Genomic DNA, 17,484 nt, shown 5'->3' on the forward strand with positions numbered 1-17,484 from the left:
GATAAACTACGAGAATACTGTTGACATCAATGTAAAATGACAGAAGAAAGAAGCATAGTAAAAAAAATATATTCTCAGCTCTACAAAAAAGATATTGACTTCACCCTTAACATCTTTTTATGCGGTGCTGATACTGGCAGAACAGATTCTTTTCGTCATTTACTCAATATTGAATTTCAAAAATATGCAAAGTTTAATGTTGTCTACCCTGAATTTATATTCGCTACCTTGTTAAATCAAAAAGAAAGTAACCTATTAGAGTTAGAAGACGAATTAGCAAACTATGTTGATTTAATCATAATTCCACTTGAAGGTCATGGAACTTTAGCAGAAATTGGTGCGTTTGCAGTTAACAAAAAGCTTTTACCTAAAATAATTGCTATAAATGATTCTCGTTATAAAAACACTAAGAGCTTTATAAACCTTGGGCCAATTGATTTGATCAAGAAAACTAGTACAAATAATCTATTCTATTATACTAAAGGCAAAGAAATTGATATTTTAGAAGACATTGTTGATTCAATATCGTCAAAAAGAATTCCCAAAAAGGATTCTTACGATTTAATGAACATTTTCAATCTATCGAGGTATCTTTTTTACCTAATAGCAATCTACCAACCTTTAACCAAAAGGGAGATGTTTGAAAGTTTAAATGAGCTTACCGAAGAAATAAAGAATGCGAAAATAAAATTAAAATATATTGATGCGTCAATACAGATATTAGTTCAAAAAAATAGAATAGAAAAGGATATTGATTCAAATTTTAAAGAAATATATTCTCTATCGGGAGGAGGACACAAATATGTATATGAAGAACTTTTACCTAAGCTAAAAATTGTAAATGAATTTTCCGATATAAGATTAAAGATTTTAAGTAACCAATTAAAGAAAAAAAAGAAGGATATGGATAAGGAATTAAAGCTTTTAGAATTAAAGTAGCCGTTAATAGTTTGATGTTTCGTCTTGCTGGTTTAAACTTACGTTTATACAATAAATTTAGTCGTCAAAAACGTCCGAGTTTTCGCCACCTAATTTTATTTAAGTAAAAGCTTCCTTATCCATTTATTAACCATGAAAGCCCTTGACAAATTAATATTGGAAGTAGGTTTAAGTAGAAACGTTATTGAAAACTATATAACTTTTGCAGACAAGCACTACAAAACTTATTATCTGCCTAAAAAATCTGGTGGAAAAAGAGCCATTAATTGTCCCGGGAAAAACTTAAAAATTATTCAGAGATGGATATTAAAAAACCACCTCAATAAACTTGAAGTAAATAAAAGAGCTAGTGGTTTTGTTGAGAAAAGAGGTATCAAAAGGAATGCAATGTTTCATCTTAACAAAAGATACTTACTGACCATTGACATCGAGAACTTCTTTCCTTCGATATCACAAAAACAAGTTTTTGAAACTCTAGAAGAACATATATCAGACAGGGATTTTGCAATAAAAATCGCTAAAGTATGTACATTCAAAAGAAGACTTCCACAAGGAGCACCAACTTCACCTGCGCTGTCCAATTTAGTTTTCAAAAAAATTGATGATGAAATAATGAAATATTGTAATTCCGAGCTTATTACTTACTCAAGGTATGCCGACGATTTGACTTTCTCTTCTGATAACAAGCATTCACTTCAGTTTGCCTACAAATTTGTGAATGAATTACTTTATAAGAATGGTTTTAACATCAACAAGAAAAAAACAAGATATTTATCTGGAAAAGGCAACATGTCAGTGACAGGAGTGAATATTAATAACGGAATTCCGAAAGTAAATAGTAAACTAAAAAGGCAAATTAGGGCTGAATTACATCATTATATTATTAAAAAAGAAAAAATTAATCTAAGAAGATTGGCTGGATATATTTCATTTATAAGCAGTATTGAAACTGATTACAAGGAGAAAATTATAAAATATATTGAAAATCTGAAATCTAAAGAATAGTATTCAATAGGTAGCTTTAATTAAAACCTTCTTCCCTTATACTTCTGTTAATTTTCATGGATTTTCATTATGGTGTTTACTATTAAAAATAAACGTCAAACCACTTAGCTTCCCATATCTAAGACCATTGTTTATAAGCTAAAAACAATTACAAATGGCAATTTCAAACAAAACAAGAAAAAATTTATGGGCTAGATCGGGAAACAGATGCTCGATTTGCAAAACCGAATTATTTTCATTGAAATCTGCAACAGACAAAATAAACATTGGAGAAGAATGCCACATAATTAGCTGTAAACCAAATGGGCCGCGACATCAACCAGATTTAAACGAATATGACAACTATGATAATTTAATCCTTCTGTGCCGAAACCATCACAAAGAAATTGACGAATTATATGAGACCTTTTCAGAAGAAGTTTTACGTTTCATTAAAACCAAACACGAAAACTGGGTCAATTCAACTCTGAAAAAAGCAGTTGAAGAAAACAAAAAAGATGAACCAAGGTTTTTAGCAAGAATTACTTCTGGGAAAGATTTATTAGAGATTCTTCATGAATCCTACGGATATAGAACGGATTATGAACAAGTAGAAACGGAGGAAGAAGCTAAATTCATTGGTGGAATTGTTCAAAGCTTTGTTGATTATGGAGATATTAGTGGAATGGTTGAGGCTTACGACAGGGTACAGATGGGATATCAACTGAACCAATTACTTAAAGAAATAGAAGACAAAGGATATTATTTGTTTGGAGAAAGGCGAGTTGAAGATGTGAAATTCAAAAAAGGAGAAACAGATAATTGGCCAATAGCAACTATAGTCATTAAAAAAAAGAATAGTCCAGAAATAATGAACTTTGATTTGAATGACTAAAAAGCAGTTGTTTTACAATTCTACCAACTAATATGATAATTATAGACTTCATTTGGGGTCCTCCTGTAGCACTAGAATTTCATACTAAAATCAATGGCGATAAAGAAGACAAGCAGCTCTATACAAGTGGTATAATATCTTAATCTTTTATGTTGTTTACATATTGATATTTGTATTTCAGGCAGCAACTATAATTAAAAACTGGAACAACTAAAATGACTAAACAATCAACAATAAAACAGATTGGAAAACCAGTCAAAATCAATTTTCGAAAGCCAAATACAATAGGTAGTACTGGATTTTTTTTAAAGTCCTTTAAATCAAAAAATTCTGATGCCGAGAATCTAAAACTAGATTCGAAATGCAACTTTGAAAAGTGGACTAGCGGAATTTTATTACGGGCGAATTATTCAAATAAACTTACTGCAATTCCAATTCCTGAAGAAGATATAATACAAATCACATTAAAACGTGGAAAAGAAAATATTAATCCATTTTTTCTATCTCCAATGTGGATTTTATTAAAACTCGGTGTATCTAAATTATACTCACGATATTTTAGAATAAGACTTCACGAATATTCAATTGACCCAATGGAAATGAAATTGGTGACTTCTGAATATGAAATGGATTTCATTGCCAATGGATATTTGTTCGAAGGTCAATTAAGTTTTTTTGAAAGTCTTGATTACGGAGAAAAAATAAAAACGGTATAACTCACCTTGAAAATGGTATAATACTTAAAAGATGATGCCTCCAAGTAGGTTGCACCCTATTCCATTTTTATTTTACGCTTTTCTTCCCGAACACTATAAAATTGGAATAGGATCCACGTGCAAAAGTTTAAGGGTAAGAATTTGGGACAAATCGCAAATTACTTTGGTAAATTTTAGCCTGAAATGTTAAAGTTTGGGGCCAAATTTTATTTTTTTCAGTCCGCGTGCAAATTGCGTGCAAATGAAAAAGGCTCCAGAGTCTTAATTTCTCTGAAGCCTTGCTGTCTCTGCTCCCCCTCTTGGGCTCGAACCAAGGACCCTCTGATTAACAGTCAGATGCTCTAACCAACTGAGCTAAGGAGGAATTTTTATCCTAAGCGGGTGCAAATATATGTGTTTCTTTAAAACACTACAAGCAAAAAATTCGCTTTTCTATTTAAAAAGCCATTTATACAAATCGTTGCCATTGGCAAACAGCAATAGCGCGATCAACAAAAAGAATCCGATCATCTGGGCATACTCTAAAAACTTGTCGCTGGGTTTGCGACCGGTAATCATCTCATAGAGCAAAAACATGACATGGCCACCATCCAAGGCAGGGATGGGCAAAATGTTCATAAAGGCCAAAATAATGGAAATCAATGCGGTTGTGGACCAAAATGCGGCCCAGTTCCATGTATCAGGAAACATGCCACCAATCGCAGCAAATCCCCCTACACCTTTATAAGCTCCGGTCTGCGGATTAAATATCTTTTTGAGTTGTTTTACATAACTGCTCAGGGTGGTTACTCCTTTGTCTATTCCTGCAGGAATAGCCTCCATAAAGGAATATTTTTGGGTTTTTATTTCAAAAAAACCATCCTCCTGAAGGTCTTGCATGGTATACCCACCTACTTCCAACCCCAATTTACCCTCATCATTCACTTTAGCCGTCAAATTAGCTCGGGAGCCATCTTCTCGTTGTACCACCACTTCAATATCTTTCCCTTTATTTTCTTCCAAAAAGGCAATCACTTGATCTCTATAAATAGCCTCAGTACCATTTATGGTGATAAACTCATCCTTAGGCTGAAATCCAGCTTCCTTGTTGTGGGATTTTTTGGGAATTTTGTTCACTACAAAGGGCACCCTAAAGCTTAAAAAGCGAATTCTATCTTCATCTTCCAACAAGGTGGCAATAAAATCGATTGGGATTTCCTTTTCAATTTGTTGGCCATCACGTTCAATAGTGATGCTGTTTCCATTGATCAATTCCACAAAAACATTGTCAAAAGCTTCAATCTCATTGCCATCCACAGCTATGATCTTGTCCCCGGTTTGTATTCCCAGTTCATCCCCGATTTCCTTTTCGGTCACCCAAATACCATCACGCAAACTGTCCATGGGAATATATTGATCGCCATAGGCATAGGCCATCCCAATATAAATAATCACGGCTAGGACAAAGTTTACGGTTACCCCGCCCAACATAATGATCAGGCGTTGCCAAGCCGGTTTGCTTCGAAACTCCCAAGGCTTGGGCTCTTCCTTCATCTGCTCGGTGTCCATACTCTCATCGATCATCCCGGAAATCTTTACGTATCCTCCCAAAGGCAGCCACCCTATTCCATAGACAGTTTCCCCTATTTTCTTTTTAAAAAGGGAAAATTTCACATCAAAGAACAGATAGAATTTCTCAACCCGTGTCTTAAAGATCTTTGCTGGAATAAAATGTCCTAACTCGTGCAGTACAATAAGCAAGGAAAGGCTTAAAAAGAATTGTATGGTCTGTATTAATATGGGACTCATTAGCAGTCATTTGTTAAAACGCACAAAAGTAAACTTTTACAAAGTCATAAAAAAACCACAAAACCTAGGGTTCTGTGTTTTAAGAAAGTTTTGGCAACAAAACTTGACTTTTCGCTTGATGAATCTTCCCGGCGACCGTAATTTTGTGATGTGAAAACTTTTTTTGCCAAATACAAGCTTTTTGGAATCGTCTTACTGTGCCTTTCAGCCGTAATCATCTATTTGTTCTACAATGCCCTGCAACCCAAAAAGATGCTTCCAATATACCAACCTTCCATGGTGGATCCCACTTTAGTGGATAGTACCTTGCACTACAAAAAGAAATATCACCGTATTGCAGATTTTACATTCACCAACCAAAACGGACAGACCATAACCCAAGACGACTATAAGGACAAAATTTACGTGGCCGATTTCTTCTTTACCACCTGCCCTACCATTTGCCCCATTATGACCAAAAATATGGCAGGGATACAGGAAGCCATTATTGATGATCCTGATGTGCTTTTGCTCTCACACTCCGTTACACCCGTAATCGATTCTGTACCTCAATTAAAAAAATATGCACTGGAAAAAGGGGTGATTGACAGCAAATGGAACTTGGTAACGGGCGATAAAAAGCAGATTTATGAAATGGCCCGAAAATCGTATCTGGCCGTAAAAACCGACGGGGATGGTGGGCCCTACGATATGATCCATACTGAAAATTTTATTTTGGTGGATAAAGAACGAAGAATCAGGGGTTTTTATGACGGGACCAATCCGGAAGAAATCGACAAATTGCTCCAGGACCTGAAAATCCTTAAGGACAGTTATATGGAATAGACCAAACCTTTCTTTCCATTTTAGGATTCAGTTTTGTCTTTTTTACTTATTTTTGCCCTTAATTAAAATCAATCTAAATAAGATTAGTGGCAACGGTAGCAGATTTGGCATATGGGCAAAAGGGCATTATAAAGGATTTTTCGGAACATATTCTTCCCATAAAGCTTTTGGAACTGGGCTGCCTGCCCGGCAATCCTGTTGAACTGGTCCAAGTCGCCCCATTGAAAGACCCTATTTACATCAATTTAAGCGGAAGCCACATTGCTATTAGACGATCATTGGCTGAGCTAATTGAGCTAGATATTGTTGAAGATACCACGGGCTTATGAGTAAGAATATCAATGTTGCCCTAATCGGGAATCCCAATACCGGAAAAACATCAGTTTTCAACCAACTTACCGGCCTTAAACAAAAGGTGGGCAATTACCCTGGTATAACGGTTGAAAAAAAGGAAGGTATCTGCAAATTGCCCAGAGGGGTAAAGGCCCATATTTTGGATCTTCCCGGCACCTACAGTCTCAACACCACCTCTTTGGATGAAAGTGTGGTTGTGGAATTGCTCCTCAATAAAAACGACAAAGATTATCCTGATGTGGCCGTGGTCATCAGTGATGTAGAGAACTTAAAAAGGAACCTCCTTCTTTTCACACAGATTAAAGACCTGGGAATTCCCACCATTTTGGTCATCAATATGTCAGACCGAATGTCCCGCAAGGGCATCTCCATAGATGTTGAGGCCATGGAGAAAAAACTGGACACCAAAATTGCGTTGGTGAGTACTCGAAAAGAGTTGGGCATAAATCGTATCAAAGAACTTATTGCCGATTATAAAAATCTGTCCACGGCGCCCAATGTTAATACTTCAAGAATAGCTCCCGAGTATTTTGATCGTTTACAAAAAGCCTTTCCAAACGAAGATCTCTATAAACTATGGTTGGTCATCACCCAAGATGTCAACTTTATGCCCATTGAGAAAAAACAGATTCAGGATGCCACTGACTTTTCCACCAAATCCAAGGAAGAGCTAAAAAAATTACAGCATAAGGAAACGGTATTGCGGTATCAGTTCATCAACAATACCCTGAAGGAAACCTACAAGGTGGATATGTTGGCCGCCAAGGGACTACGTGCTTCCATAGATAAGGTGCTCACCCATAAGATATTTGGCTATGCCATTTTCTTTGCCATCCTGCTGCTCATATTTCAAACTATTTTTGAGTGGAGTTCCTACCCCATGGACTTCATAGATGCACAATTTGCCTTGGCTGCGGAATGGATTAAAAATACATTACCCCCTGGGGTTTTTACCGATCTCTTAGCCGAAGGAATTATCGCCGGTATTGGTGGGATTGTGATTTTTATCCCCCAAATCGCCTTTTTGTTTCTTTTCATTTCCCTTTTGGAAGAATCCGGATATATGAGCCGGGTTGTTTTTTTAATGGATAAGCTAATGCGTCCCTTTGGATTGAGCGGGAAAAGTGTGGTTCCTCTCATATCGGGAAATGCATGCGCTATCCCCGCCATTATGGCCACCCGTACCATAGAAAATTGGAAGGAACGGTTGATCACCATTCTGGTAACCCCATTTACCACTTGTTCAGCACGATTACCGGTATACCTCATATTGATTGCCCTTGTCATTCCCGAAGGAAGCATTTTGGGCATGAGCTATCAGGCTCTCACATTGATGCTCTTGTATCTTATCGGGTTTGGTATGGCCCTGTTCTCTGCCATGGTTCTCAATAAGATTTTGAAAATCAAAAGTCGCTCCCTTTTCATGGTAGAGATGCCCACCTACCGAATGCCCCTGATCAAGAATGTGGCCTACACGGTATTGGAAAAGACCAAAAGCTTTGTGTTTGGCGCTGGAAAAATTATTTTGGCTATTTCCATTATCCTTTGGTTTTTGGGCTCCAATGGGTATTCTGATGACTTCAGGAATGCAGAGACCATCGTCACTCAGAGAATTGAAAAAGAGGGACTGAGCACATATAGTAAAAATTACATCCAAAATAATGTGGAAGCCTCTCGGGAAATGGCACTGTCGGAAGGCTTGTCTACCCAAGTTTTACAAGATTCCATCCATACCTTGACTGAAGATTTAAGAGAAAGAGCCAAAGCCCAGGAAATTGCCAGTTATAAGCTGGAGCATTCGTATATTGGACAAGCTGGAAAGGCTTTTGAGCCTCTGGTCCAACCTCTAGGCTACGATTGGAAAATTGGCATTGCGGTCTTGACCTCTTTTGCGGCCCGGGAAGTATTTGTAGGCACCTTGGCCACCATCTACAGTGTGGGCAGTGATGAGGAAGAGACCATTAAAAATAGAATGGCAGCGGAACTGGATGCATCGGGCAAACCTTTGTTTAATCTTGCCTCAGGGATTTCATTAATGCTTTTCTATGCCTTTGCCATGCAGTGCATGAGCACCTTGGCCATCGTAAAACGGGAAACCAATACTTGGAAATGGCCCCTCTTACAACTGACGTTTATGAGTGTTTTTGCGTATCTTGTAGCTTTAGCTGCTTACCAAATCCTTAGTTAATGGAAACTCTTCAACATATATTGGTCTATGTTACTTTGGCAGTGGCCGTAGGTTATTTGGTCTGGAAGTTTCTCTTGCCCAAGTCTCTGGTTCCCGGAAAAAAGAAAGCTTCCAAGTCCTGCGGACAGGACAATTGTGGTTGCAGCTGATTAATCTACCATATTTTCATCCTTAATATCTTAAAAATTAATAGCTTGTGGAATAATTTATTTCCATGGGACGTTTCTTTTTAATTGGATATCTGATATTTTCCACAACCTTGTCAAGTTGCTCAGGAACCAAAAACACATATTTTTATTCTGATATTTCCAAAGAGTTAGAGGAACGAAACAAGGGAAATATTTCGCTTCTTCAACGTATTCAACAATTGCCTGGGGTTATGCTAAGAAATGGTGTTCCCCATTTTATTAAGTCCTTTAACCAAGTTTCGGGAGGCACACCATCAGAACCATTATACATTCTCAATGGTTATGTGGTTGGAAATTCATTCAATTCCCTTAACCAACTTGTGGAAAGTTTCAACGTGAAAAAAATTGAGGCCATAACTGGTCCAGGAGCTGCTGAGTATGGTGTTCGTGGTGGCAGTGGGGTCATAAAAATAACAACCTACCAATAACCGAAAATGCTCCCCACACTAACTTTCCAAAAAAAATCCCCCCTTGATGTAACCTTTTTCAATTTCCTGACTATATAAAACAGAAGCCAACTAAAAACATCCATTGGAAACGCTTTCAGATGAAATACTGATGCAAAAAGTTGCTGAGGGCAATTTGGATTTGCTCAAGGTACTTTTTGACCGACATCACAAACATGTATACCATTTTTTGTACAAGATGTCCGGCGATAGCATGTTGAGCGAAGATCTAACACAGGATGTGTTTTATAAGTTGATCAAGTATAGGAGTTCCTACAAGAATGGATCTTTTGTTTCATGGCTGTTCACCATAGCCCGGAACAATTTAAAGAGTCATTTCACCAGAAACCAAAGGCATCATGAAGATCTTGGAGTACTTGAATATACATCGGTGGAGAATGAAAGTGAAGGGGCAGAAGACCACTCCCAACTGCAGCATGCACTCAACCAACTGGATGTGGAAGATCGGGAACTGATTATCCTCAATCGGTTTGAGGACATACGATACGAGGAATTGGCAGAGATTCTCGGAAGTACGCCAGGTGCTGTAAAGACCAAAGTGTGCAGGGTATTAAAAAAATTAAAGAAAATCTATCTAGAAAATATATAACCATGGAAAAGAACCATGTTTTAGAACTGATTCCTGAGTATTTGGACGGAGTTCTCCCGGTAGAGATCCAAAAACAAGTGGAAGAACACTTGCTAAAATGTCCAAAGTGCCAAAAGGAAATGGAAGAAATGAAGCTATTGTTCAACGCTTTGGATACCGAAGTCGTTGCAGTGCCTTCGGATAGGCTCAAGGCCAAATTTGAAGAAGCCTTGGAGGCGGAAAAAGAAAACATGGGCCAAGTGGTCTCGCTTACATCAAGGAAAAGGTCCAATTGGGCCAGCAATCTGCTTAAGGTAGCCGCCAGTATTGCTCTTTTGGTGGCCGCTTTTCAGATGGGAAGTCTTTTCCAGCAGCAAAAAGTAGATGAGAACATATCAGTTTTAAAGGATGAAACGCTTCAAATGAAGCAAACTGCCATGCTTTCGCTCATGGAAAATCAATCTGCCAGCAAGAGGATTCAAGGGGTCAATTACATTGATGAATTTGAACATCCTGATGAGGCGATCATTAAGGCCTTGGCCAACCGCCTTTTGAATGATGAAAACGACAATGTTCGGTTGACCGCTTTTGAGGCCCTCTCAAAGTTTACATCATCAGAAACTGTGAAAAATGTATTCATTGATGCCCTAGGGCAGGAAAAAAATCCAAGCATTCAAATAGGGATTATTGAAGAATTGGTGAAAATCCAAGAAAAGAAAGCTATTGATCCCATGAAAAAATTGTTGGATGAGGAAGAAACACAACCCTTTGTAAAGGAACAGATCAAAACAGGATTACCAAAAATTATATAAACATCAAAAAGCGAAAATCATGAGAAAGTTTACAATTCTAACCTTAGCACTTGCCTTCGTGGCAACGCTTAAAGCACAGAACGACTATTCCAAATCTTTAAATGGCATTGAATGGGTCAAAATAGAATCAAAGGCAAATATAAACCTCCGTACCTATGATGCCAACGAACTGCTCATTAAAGGGAATCGAAGGGTGGAAACTTCAGAAAAAGCCAAAGGTCTGCGTTTGGTAGGCGAAGGAGGTAATGACAATACCGATGTGGGATTTTATGTTGTTCAAGATGGCAACACCCTGATCGTAAAAAACCTGAGGAAGTCAGAAGGAGCCGAAATCTATCTGCCAAAAACCCAAAATGTATCCGTAAAGAGCACTTGGAGTGGAGATATTGAGATTGATGGCTTTACGGGAGAGATTGAAGCAGATGCCCAACTCAACGGCAGCATTGAAATTATGGATGTAAATGGTCCGGTGACCGCAAATACCTTGAACGGGGATATTACCGTTGAATTTGGCACCGTAAAACAGGACTCTCCCATTTCCATTTATTCTACAAATGGGGCCGTGGATGTCACCCTCCCCGGAAACACCCCGGCAGACCTATCCTTGAGTTCAACCAATGGGGATATTTATACCAATTTTGAACTAAAACGTGAGGAAAAGAATGGCCTAAAATCGGTATCTGGACGAAAAGTGAATGCCGCTATCAACAATGGAGGGGTAAATATTTCCTTGAAGTCAACCAATGGAAACATCTATCTAAGAAAACAATAATTCATCAACATAAAAACGAACAATCATGAAAAATTTTGCACTCCTTCTAGCCATTGGGCTTATGGGCCTATCACTGAATGCCCAGAAAATAATCGAAAAGAACATTAAATATACCAATCAGTTTATTGAATTGGATGTCAGATTCGCTTCCGATATTGAAGTAAAGACCTGGGACAAGCCAACAGTTTATTTTAAGGCCGATATTGTCACTGAAGATGGAAAATATTTGGACCTCTATAAATTGGATATTGCTGAAAGCAGTAGTTCCATTACCATTACCCCAGACCCAGAGGAACTCTTTGAAGCATTTTATGACGAATGGAATAAAAATCGGCCAGAAGGAGAAAAAAGATATTACCACACTAAAGATACCTATCGGTTTAATTATGTGCTTTATGTGCCAAAGAACGCCACTTTTAAGGTGAGCAGCATTAACGGAGACCTTGCCGCAGAAATTATAGAAGGTGATTTTACGGCTAACCTTATCAATGGCAATATAGAAATCAAAAAGTACAATGGCGACATGGATTTAAAGACCATAAATGGTGAGATTGACTTGGTCATGAAAAATTCACGATTGGTAGCTGAGACCATTCATGGCAACATTTATGCTGATGAAAATCTAAAACTGGAGGTAACTGACAGACACGTGGGTCAAAAAGTAGAAGGAAGGTTTGATGCTGCCACCCATCGTCTTCGGTTGAACACTATAAACGGAAATATGTACTTAAGACTTTAGGAAGATGAAAAGTCTTTTTGTGCCCTTCATTATGGTATTCCTTTTGCTATTTTCATGTCAGAATCCACAAAAGAAAATTCAGGGTGAAAACACGAGCTCGAAAGACTCCATTCAATTGGTCCAAATGATTTTGGATCGGGAAAAAGCCATGGTTCAAAAAGATATGGGTTTAGCCATGGCCCGATTTACAGAGGACGCTACTTGGATCAACTCGCAAGGTTATTATTTTGAGGGAAAGCACGAACTTCAAAAATTCCATAATATGATGATGCATAATGATTCCATGGATTATTACTATGAAGTTGGAAAACCCAAAATAAGGGTATTAAGTAGTCAGTCTGCCTTGGCCTATTATTCATGGAAAATGTTCTGGTACAAAAAGGAAATTCCCACTGACACAACCTATAAGGAAATTGGATTTATGACCTTGACCGCTCAGAAGAATGGAGGTATTTGGAAATGGACCGCAGTGACCAATCAGCATACACCATGGTTCTATCCAGAAATTAATCCTGTTGTTGCGGAGTAAACCCTATACTAAGGCCGAAATAAACTTGTAGAGCAGTAAAGCCCATCCCACGACCAAAAGCAGTCCGCCAATTGGAGTAATAGGGCCTAAAAAGCGATGCTTTTCTCCTTTAGCTGCACTTAAACAGAGTGCATAAATGCTGAAAGAGAACAAAAGCGTTCCAAAAATAAAGCAATGGACCATGGCCGAATCCAAGGGTTGATCAAAACCAAGGTTGAAGCCCAACACCAACAAGACAATAGCATGGTACATTTGATATTTGACCCCTGTTTCAAAACTATGGAGCAATTCAGGGGACAATTTCTTTTTAAGAGCATGCGCACCAAAAGCGCCAAAAATTACAGCCAATAGACCATATACGGCACCCATAAATTGGGTCAAAAAAATAGTTTCCATAGTTATATGTTTATGTCAAAGGTCAATGTTGATCTCATAATCCGAGGTCACCTGAAAAGCACATTCTTTGTATTTGGGTGGGCCAAACATCTTCATTTTGGCTTTGGAAAATGCTACTTTTTCCTTTGGAATGCCCAACCAATTGGTGTCCAGTTCACCGTTTCCGTTCTCATCATGAAACACCGCCAAAGCATATTCTCCAATAGGTACATCGGTTATTTGTAGGATAACAATTCCGTTATGTGCCGGGGCGCTTCCTGCTTTCAAAACCCGGTCAAAAGACAAAAAGGTCTCATCCGAATCATACAAAGCCACTTTAATATGACCTTTGGAAGAGTCCACATTTTTAACGTGTACCGAAATGGTGTTTTGTGAAAAAAGGGATAAGGGGAGCCACAAAATCCCAAGAAAAATCATTTTCATAGCCTGCTACTATTTGGTAAAGATTTCAATTAGACGTTTTGAGGCTGTCCATTCTGGCTTGCAAAATAGTATATATTTCTTGGGTCTCCAGACTATCCTGCATATTAAAATATAGCTGCAACGTATCGTGGTGGACCAATTTGATCTTTTCCTGTCTCAAATCGTCCACAAAAACATAGACTTTGGTATGGTGAATGGAATCTTTGAACACCCCTTTCTCCTTGGCCATCCATGAAAATCCGGAAGATCGCTCCATTTCCGGCAGTTTCTCCACAAATAGGATGCTGTCCATATCTGCAATGGGAATGTTCTGCCGATAAATCCCAGAGAAAACTTGGAATTCCCCCTCTTCAATTTTGTGCCAGTTTTTGTAGTGGGCCACAAAAGCAAGCAAGCAGACAATCAGTGTTAGAACTATGAGAATGTTCCACAACCAATGTCTTTTTTTCTTATTCATTTTCTTTATCTGTTCTAAACTTATCGAACCAAGCAATGGTATGGGCCACTTTGGTCATTAAATTGCTGGGTTTGTTGGCGATTCCATGGCCTGCTCCGGGAATTTCAACCAAAACGGTCTCAATTTTCCGAAGCTTTAAGGCATGATACAACTGTTTGGCCTCACTGGGAGGTGTACGCAAGTCATTCATGCCCACCATCACCATGGTAGGGGTCTGTACATTACCAACGAGGGAAATGGGTGAAAATTTCCAATAGCCCTCAAAATTTTCCCAAGGTTGGCCAGGATATCTATGATCGAAGTAGTAAAAATAATTATCCGCCGTTAGGGTCTTGCTGATCCAGTTCATGACGGGTTTGGCAACAACCGCAGCTTCAAAACGGTTGTTCTTGCCAATGATCCAAGCGGACATAATCCCGCCAGCACTACCTCCGGTAACAAAAAGCTGGTCTTCATGGGCAATGCCTTTTTGTATGCAGAAATCGACTCCATCCATTACATCATTGTAATCCTCTCCAGGGTAATTATTGTACAGTAAGTTGGCAAACTCCTCACCATAACTGGTACTTCCTCTCGGATTGGGGTAAAAGACAATATATCCAGCCGATGCATAAAGCTGCATTTCAATGGAAAACCGATCTCCATAATTGGCAATGGGGCCACCATGGTTCTCCACCATAAAGGGATACTTTTTATTCGCATCATAATTTGGAGGATAAACAACCCATCCTTGAATGTCACGTCCGTCCACAGAAGATTTGTACCAAATCTCTTCCACTTTGCCCAAATCCCGGTAATTGAGCAGTGCATTGTTCAAACTGGTGATTCTGTTTGGATTTTTAGCTTTTGATTTTAGGATGGCTAAATCCGCCGGATATTCAGGTCGCGTTTGAGTATAGGCAATGGTACCATCGCTTGAAACACTGTATGAACCTCCAGAATACGGTCTGCCCAAAGTGGTGCCTCCCACATTATCCACAAGCTTAGTGATTTTACCATCAAGGGAAACCAATCCTACTTTCCCATTCCCTTTATCATCATAATAGACATAAATTCCATCGCCTTTGGCATTCCATTGGATATCGGAAACGGAACGGTCCAAATTGCCTGAAATAACACGTTGGTTACTTCCATCACTATTCATGATGTGCAACTTTCGGGTTTGAAATGCCTGTACTTTATCTTCAAAACTTACATAAGCAATATGTTTTCCATTTGGTGAAACCTGTGGTTCCTGATTGGGACCATTGCGATCCGTCAAGGCCTCAATATTTCCTGTTTCCAATTCCACCGAATAGATTTCGCTATTTCGGAAGCGATATTCCCAATCCTCCACCCTATTGGCAGAAAAATAAATCTTTGACCCATCCTTGGCCCAAGACAGGGTCCCTCGGTGATGCCAGTCACCCGATGTAATTTGGCGAGGTGCCCCTCCATTGGCAGGAACCACAAAAATGTGATTGAAACCCGGAGCGATATACCCCCTGCCATCTGCTTCGTGGTATAAACGGTCCGTAATTCTAGGGGCTTCTTCCCATTTTGCGCCTTTGGGCTTAGCTGGAATTTTGGCAATTACGGGTGGAGCTTGTGGCACATTCATGGAAAATGCCAGTTGCTTTCCGTCCGGTGACCAAGTCAACGAACTGGGACTGAACGGAAGTTGCGTCAGTTTCGCCACCTTGCCCGTGGCCACCCAGTACATATAAATTTCAGAACCTTCGTCCGTGCTACTCGTAAATGCAATCCGATCACCGTTTGGAGACCATCGAGGGTTACTTTCATTAACTTCTCTTGAAGTGAGCTTTTGGTTTTGACTACCATCAACGTTAATCAACCAAAGGTTGCCTGCGGAACCATCCTTCATAATATCAAAACCCATTCTTTGGTAAACTATCCAGTCACCACCGGGAGAAATTTGAGGGTCTGAAACATATTGAAGGTCAAAAATATCAAGATAGGAAAAGTCCTTTTTCTGTGCTGAAGAAAGTTGGACTGCTGCTCCGAGAAAAAGGAAAAGAAATAGTTTACGCATTGTGTTAGTTTTTGAAGTTTTTAAAAGTAATGCAATTCCATTTAGGATTCAAGACGATACTTTCCTATTATCTTTGAAAATCAATTTTAGAATTATGGACTTTACCAACAAAACCGTTTTGATTACTGGGGCCTCGCGCGGCATTGGAAAGGCAACCGCCCTAGCTTTTGCTAAAAAAGGGGCCAAAGTAGGCCTTAATTACAGAAGCAATGATGAAGCGGCCAAACTCACTTTAAAAGAATTGCCCGGGGAAGGACATCAACTTTTTAAAAGGGACATTTCCCAAAAAGAAGAGACCCAAGCCTTGATCAATGACTTTGTGAAAGCGTACGGACATTTGGACGTGCTGGTGAACAATGCAGGCATTTCCATTTTTCATGAAATTGATTCAGTGGATTTTGAGCATTGGACCCATGCTTGGGAAAAGACGTTTGAAACCAATCTTTTTGCTGCGGCCAATCTTTGTTATTGGGCAGCCCAAGCAATGATGAAAACCGGTGGAGGACATATTGTGAATGTTTCCTCGAGAGGTGCTTTCCGAGGAGAACCCACAAAACCGGCTTATGGGGCCAGCAAAGCTGCCTTGAATTCCATGAGTCAGTCTTTAGCCAAAAAACTGGCGCCGCACAACATTTATGTTGGGGTTGTGGCACCCGGATTCACAGAAACTGAAATGGCAGCAAAGACCCTCACCCCTGAAGAACGTGAAAACCTGCTTCGTGAATCTCCTTTTAAACGGATGGCCCAACCCGAAGAGGTGGCACACGCTATTTTATTTTTAGCATCGGATGGAGCGGTCTACTCTTCTGGGACCATAATCGATGTGAACGGTGCCTCATATTTAAGAAGTTAATCTATGAAAGTAGCCACGGTTGCACAGTTAAAAAAAGAACTCCAATTCAAGTCGCAGGAAGAAGTGATGCAGCTCTGTCTACGCTTGGCGCGATTCAAAAAAGAAAACAAGGAACTCCTCACGTATTTGCTTTTTGAATCGGATAGCGAGGAAGGCTACATTGAAACCGTAAAAGAAGAGATGGATGAAATGTTCGCGGAAATCAACATCAATAGCTATTTCTACATTAAAAAGAGTGTTCGGAAAATCCTTCGCACCATAAAAAAATATATTCGTTATTCGGGTAATAAGGTCACCGAAGTGGAACTGTTACTCTACTTCTGTGAAAAATTGAAGTCGTTCCACCCATCCATACAACGAAATACCACGCTCAAAAATCTATACCACCGGCAGCTGGATTTTATTGAAAAGAAAATACCTGCGCTGCATGAAGACCTTCAGCATGATTTTAATCTTATCTTAGAAGAACTATAATAGATACTAATCAGCTTTAACTATTGTTCAACGTTGAATCGATTCAAAAAGATTCAGTAAATTGGGGTTCGACTAACGACTCAAT

The 17,484-nt window shown here is 39.0% G+C and carries 21 protein-coding genes and 1 tRNA gene; 16 read left to right on the forward strand and 6 right to left on the reverse strand.

Annotated elements, in window-relative coordinates; all coding sequences use genetic code 11:
• Positions 1-36: 36 nt before the first annotated feature.
• The 4 genes from J0X14_RS00435 to J0X14_RS00450 all read left to right on the forward strand — a co-directional run bounded on the left by J0X14_RS00435 (position 37) and on the right by J0X14_RS00450 (position 3,534).
• A complete protein-coding gene (locus tag J0X14_RS00435) occupies positions 37-939 on the forward strand; it encodes a retron St85 family effector protein (RefSeq protein ID WP_207095797.1) in 903 nt (300 codons plus the stop codon).
• Positions 940-1,071: 132 nt separating this feature from the next.
• Positions 1,072-1,944: a retron St85 family RNA-directed DNA polymerase gene (locus J0X14_RS00440; RefSeq protein WP_207095798.1), complete on the forward strand. Its 873-nt coding sequence runs from the start codon at positions 1,072-1,074 to the stop codon at positions 1,942-1,944.
• Between the two features lie 154 nt (positions 1,945-2,098).
• The gene (locus tag J0X14_RS00445; RefSeq protein WP_207095799.1) at positions 2,099-2,818 is read left to right on the forward strand and encodes an HNH endonuclease; all 720 of its coding nucleotides are present in this window, start codon (positions 2,099-2,101) and stop codon (positions 2,816-2,818) included.
• Between the two features lie 215 nt (positions 2,819-3,033).
• Entirely contained in the window at positions 3,034-3,534 is a 501-nt protein-coding gene (locus tag J0X14_RS00450; RefSeq protein ID WP_207095800.1) for a hypothetical protein, read from the forward strand.
• A 290-nt stretch (positions 3,535-3,824) separates the two neighbouring features.
• On the opposite strand, the gene J0X14_RS00455 is transcribed toward J0X14_RS00450, so the two are convergent.
• Positions 3,825-3,898 (reverse strand) — tRNA-Asn (locus J0X14_RS00455).
• 68 nt (positions 3,899-3,966) lie between these two features.
• Positions 3,967-5,322 carry an RIP metalloprotease RseP gene (rseP, locus tag J0X14_RS00460; protein ID WP_207095801.1) on the reverse strand — a complete coding sequence of 452 codons (1,356 nt, stop codon included), beginning with the start codon at positions 5,320-5,322 and terminating at the stop codon, positions 3,967-3,969.
• Between the two features lie 150 nt (positions 5,323-5,472).
• Between rseP and J0X14_RS00465 the strand changes: the two genes are divergently transcribed.
• The 10 genes from J0X14_RS00465 (at position 5,473) to J0X14_RS00510 (ending at position 12,764) form a co-directional block, all read left to right on the forward strand.
• Complete coding sequence (locus J0X14_RS00465; protein ID WP_207095802.1) at positions 5,473-6,147, forward strand: SCO family protein; 675 nt, start codon at positions 5,473-5,475, stop codon at positions 6,145-6,147.
• Positions 6,148-6,233: 86 nt separating this feature from the next.
• Complete coding sequence (locus J0X14_RS00470) at positions 6,234-6,476, forward strand: ferrous iron transport protein A (RefSeq protein WP_207095803.1); 243 nt, start codon at positions 6,234-6,236, stop codon at positions 6,474-6,476.
• Positions 6,473-8,689, forward strand: coding sequence for a ferrous iron transport protein B (gene feoB / locus J0X14_RS00475; RefSeq protein ID WP_207095804.1), 2,217 nt, complete (start codon positions 6,473-6,475; stop codon positions 8,687-8,689). The genes J0X14_RS00470 and feoB overlap by 4 nt, the downstream gene beginning before the upstream one ends.
• Positions 8,689-8,838, forward strand: a complete 150-nt coding sequence (locus tag J0X14_RS00480; protein ID WP_207095805.1) for a hypothetical protein — start codon at positions 8,689-8,691, stop codon at positions 8,836-8,838. Before feoB ends, J0X14_RS00480 begins: the two co-directional genes overlap by 1 nt.
• 65 nt (positions 8,839-8,903) lie before the next feature.
• Positions 8,904-9,305 (forward strand): TonB-dependent receptor plug domain-containing protein, encoded by a 402-nt coding sequence (locus J0X14_RS00485; protein WP_207095806.1) that lies wholly within the window; start codon positions 8,904-8,906, stop codon positions 9,303-9,305.
• A gap of 103 nt (positions 9,306-9,408) precedes the next feature.
• A complete protein-coding gene (locus tag J0X14_RS00490; protein ID WP_207095807.1) occupies positions 9,409-9,933 on the forward strand; it encodes an RNA polymerase sigma factor in 525 nt (174 codons plus the stop codon).
• Positions 9,934-9,935: 2 nt separating this feature from the next.
• Complete coding sequence (locus J0X14_RS00495; RefSeq protein WP_207095808.1) at positions 9,936-10,724, forward strand: HEAT repeat domain-containing protein; 789 nt, start codon at positions 9,936-9,938, stop codon at positions 10,722-10,724.
• A 19-nt stretch (positions 10,725-10,743) separates the two neighbouring features.
• Positions 10,744-11,496: a DUF4097 family beta strand repeat-containing protein gene (locus tag J0X14_RS00500; RefSeq protein WP_207095809.1), complete on the forward strand. Its 753-nt coding sequence runs from the start codon at positions 10,744-10,746 to the stop codon at positions 11,494-11,496.
• A 25-nt stretch (positions 11,497-11,521) separates the two neighbouring features.
• Positions 11,522-12,235 (forward strand): hypothetical protein, encoded by a 714-nt coding sequence (locus J0X14_RS00505; RefSeq protein WP_207095810.1) that lies wholly within the window; start codon positions 11,522-11,524, stop codon positions 12,233-12,235.
• 4 nt (positions 12,236-12,239) lie between these two features.
• Entirely contained in the window at positions 12,240-12,764 is a 525-nt protein-coding gene (locus tag J0X14_RS00510) for a nuclear transport factor 2 family protein (protein WP_207095811.1), read from the forward strand.
• Between the two features lie 3 nt (positions 12,765-12,767).
• Here the strand turns inward: J0X14_RS00510 and J0X14_RS00515 are convergent, their stop codons facing one another.
• The 4 genes from J0X14_RS00515 to J0X14_RS00530 are packed head-to-tail and all read right to left on the reverse strand — an operon-like array spanning position 12,768 to position 16,072.
• Positions 12,768-13,160, reverse strand: a complete 393-nt coding sequence (locus J0X14_RS00515) for a DUF423 domain-containing protein (RefSeq protein WP_207095812.1) — start codon at positions 13,158-13,160, stop codon at positions 12,768-12,770.
• 15 nt (positions 13,161-13,175) lie between these two features.
• Positions 13,176-13,583, reverse strand: coding sequence for a DUF2141 domain-containing protein (locus J0X14_RS00520; protein WP_207095813.1), 408 nt, complete (start codon positions 13,581-13,583; stop codon positions 13,176-13,178).
• A gap of 25 nt (positions 13,584-13,608) precedes the next feature.
• The gene (locus tag J0X14_RS00525; RefSeq protein WP_207095814.1) at positions 13,609-14,040 is read right to left on the reverse strand and encodes a hypothetical protein; all 432 of its coding nucleotides are present in this window, start codon (positions 14,038-14,040) and stop codon (positions 13,609-13,611) included.
• Positions 14,033-16,072, reverse strand: coding sequence for a S9 family peptidase (locus tag J0X14_RS00530; protein ID WP_207095815.1), 2,040 nt, complete (start codon positions 16,070-16,072; stop codon positions 14,033-14,035). The genes J0X14_RS00525 and J0X14_RS00530 overlap by 8 nt, the downstream gene beginning before the upstream one ends.
• A 94-nt stretch (positions 16,073-16,166) precedes the next feature.
• On the opposite strand from J0X14_RS00530, the gene J0X14_RS00535 reads away from it, so the two are divergent.
• Both J0X14_RS00535 and J0X14_RS00540 read left to right on the forward strand, forming a co-directional pair.
• Positions 16,167-16,925 carry an SDR family NAD(P)-dependent oxidoreductase gene (locus J0X14_RS00535; protein ID WP_207095816.1) on the forward strand — a complete coding sequence of 253 codons (759 nt, stop codon included), beginning with the start codon at positions 16,167-16,169 and terminating at the stop codon, positions 16,923-16,925.
• Between the two features lie 3 nt (positions 16,926-16,928).
• Positions 16,929-17,399 (forward strand): hypothetical protein, encoded by a 471-nt coding sequence (locus J0X14_RS00540; RefSeq protein WP_207095817.1) that lies wholly within the window; start codon positions 16,929-16,931, stop codon positions 17,397-17,399.
• The last annotated feature ends 85 nt before the right edge of the window (positions 17,400-17,484 follow it).

Source organism: Allomuricauda sp. CAU 1633 (assembly GCF_017313225.1).
Lineage (GTDB): Bacteria > Bacteroidota > Bacteroidia > Flavobacteriales > Flavobacteriaceae > Flagellimonas.

What these genes read in the sequence shown, in the direction of transcription:
- J0X14_RS00530 (WP_207095815.1), bottom strand. Translation starts at nt 16,072, where the DNA reads ATGCGTAAACTATTTCTTTTCCTTTTTCTCGGAGCAGCAGTCCAACTT.
- J0X14_RS00450 (WP_207095800.1), top strand. Translation starts at nt 3,034, where the DNA reads ATGACTAAACAATCAACAATAAAACAGATTGGAAAACCAGTCAAAATC.
- feoB (WP_207095804.1), top strand. Translation starts at nt 6,473, where the DNA reads ATGAGTAAGAATATCAATGTTGCCCTAATCGGGAATCCCAATACCGGA.
- J0X14_RS00485 (WP_207095806.1), top strand. Translation starts at nt 8,904, where the DNA reads ATGGGACGTTTCTTTTTAATTGGATATCTGATATTTTCCACAACCTTG.
- J0X14_RS00480 (WP_207095805.1), top strand. Translation starts at nt 8,689, where the DNA reads ATGGAAACTCTTCAACATATATTGGTCTATGTTACTTTGGCAGTGGCC.
- J0X14_RS00520 (WP_207095813.1), bottom strand. Translation starts at nt 13,583, where the DNA reads ATGAAAATGATTTTTCTTGGGATTTTGTGGCTCCCCTTATCCCTTTTT.
- J0X14_RS00440 (WP_207095798.1), top strand. Translation starts at nt 1,072, where the DNA reads ATGAAAGCCCTTGACAAATTAATATTGGAAGTAGGTTTAAGTAGAAAC.
- J0X14_RS00505 (WP_207095810.1), top strand. Translation starts at nt 11,522, where the DNA reads ATGAAAAATTTTGCACTCCTTCTAGCCATTGGGCTTATGGGCCTATCA.
- J0X14_RS00445 (WP_207095799.1), top strand. Translation starts at nt 2,099, where the DNA reads ATGGCAATTTCAAACAAAACAAGAAAAAATTTATGGGCTAGATCGGGA.
- J0X14_RS00525 (WP_207095814.1), bottom strand. Translation starts at nt 14,040, where the DNA reads ATGAATAAGAAAAAAAGACATTGGTTGTGGAACATTCTCATAGTTCTA.
- J0X14_RS00495 (WP_207095808.1), top strand. Translation starts at nt 9,936, where the DNA reads ATGGAAAAGAACCATGTTTTAGAACTGATTCCTGAGTATTTGGACGGA.
- J0X14_RS00535 (WP_207095816.1), top strand. Translation starts at nt 16,167, where the DNA reads ATGGACTTTACCAACAAAACCGTTTTGATTACTGGGGCCTCGCGCGGC.
- J0X14_RS00510 (WP_207095811.1), top strand. Translation starts at nt 12,240, where the DNA reads ATGAAAAGTCTTTTTGTGCCCTTCATTATGGTATTCCTTTTGCTATTT.
- J0X14_RS00540 (WP_207095817.1), top strand. Translation starts at nt 16,929, where the DNA reads ATGAAAGTAGCCACGGTTGCACAGTTAAAAAAAGAACTCCAATTCAAG.
- J0X14_RS00435 (WP_207095797.1), top strand. Translation starts at nt 37, where the DNA reads ATGACAGAAGAAAGAAGCATAGTAAAAAAAATATATTCTCAGCTCTAC.
- J0X14_RS00515 (WP_207095812.1), bottom strand. Translation starts at nt 13,160, where the DNA reads ATGGAAACTATTTTTTTGACCCAATTTATGGGTGCCGTATATGGTCTA.
- J0X14_RS00500 (WP_207095809.1), top strand. Translation starts at nt 10,744, where the DNA reads ATGAGAAAGTTTACAATTCTAACCTTAGCACTTGCCTTCGTGGCAACG.
- rseP (WP_207095801.1), bottom strand. Translation starts at nt 5,322, where the DNA reads ATGAGTCCCATATTAATACAGACCATACAATTCTTTTTAAGCCTTTCC.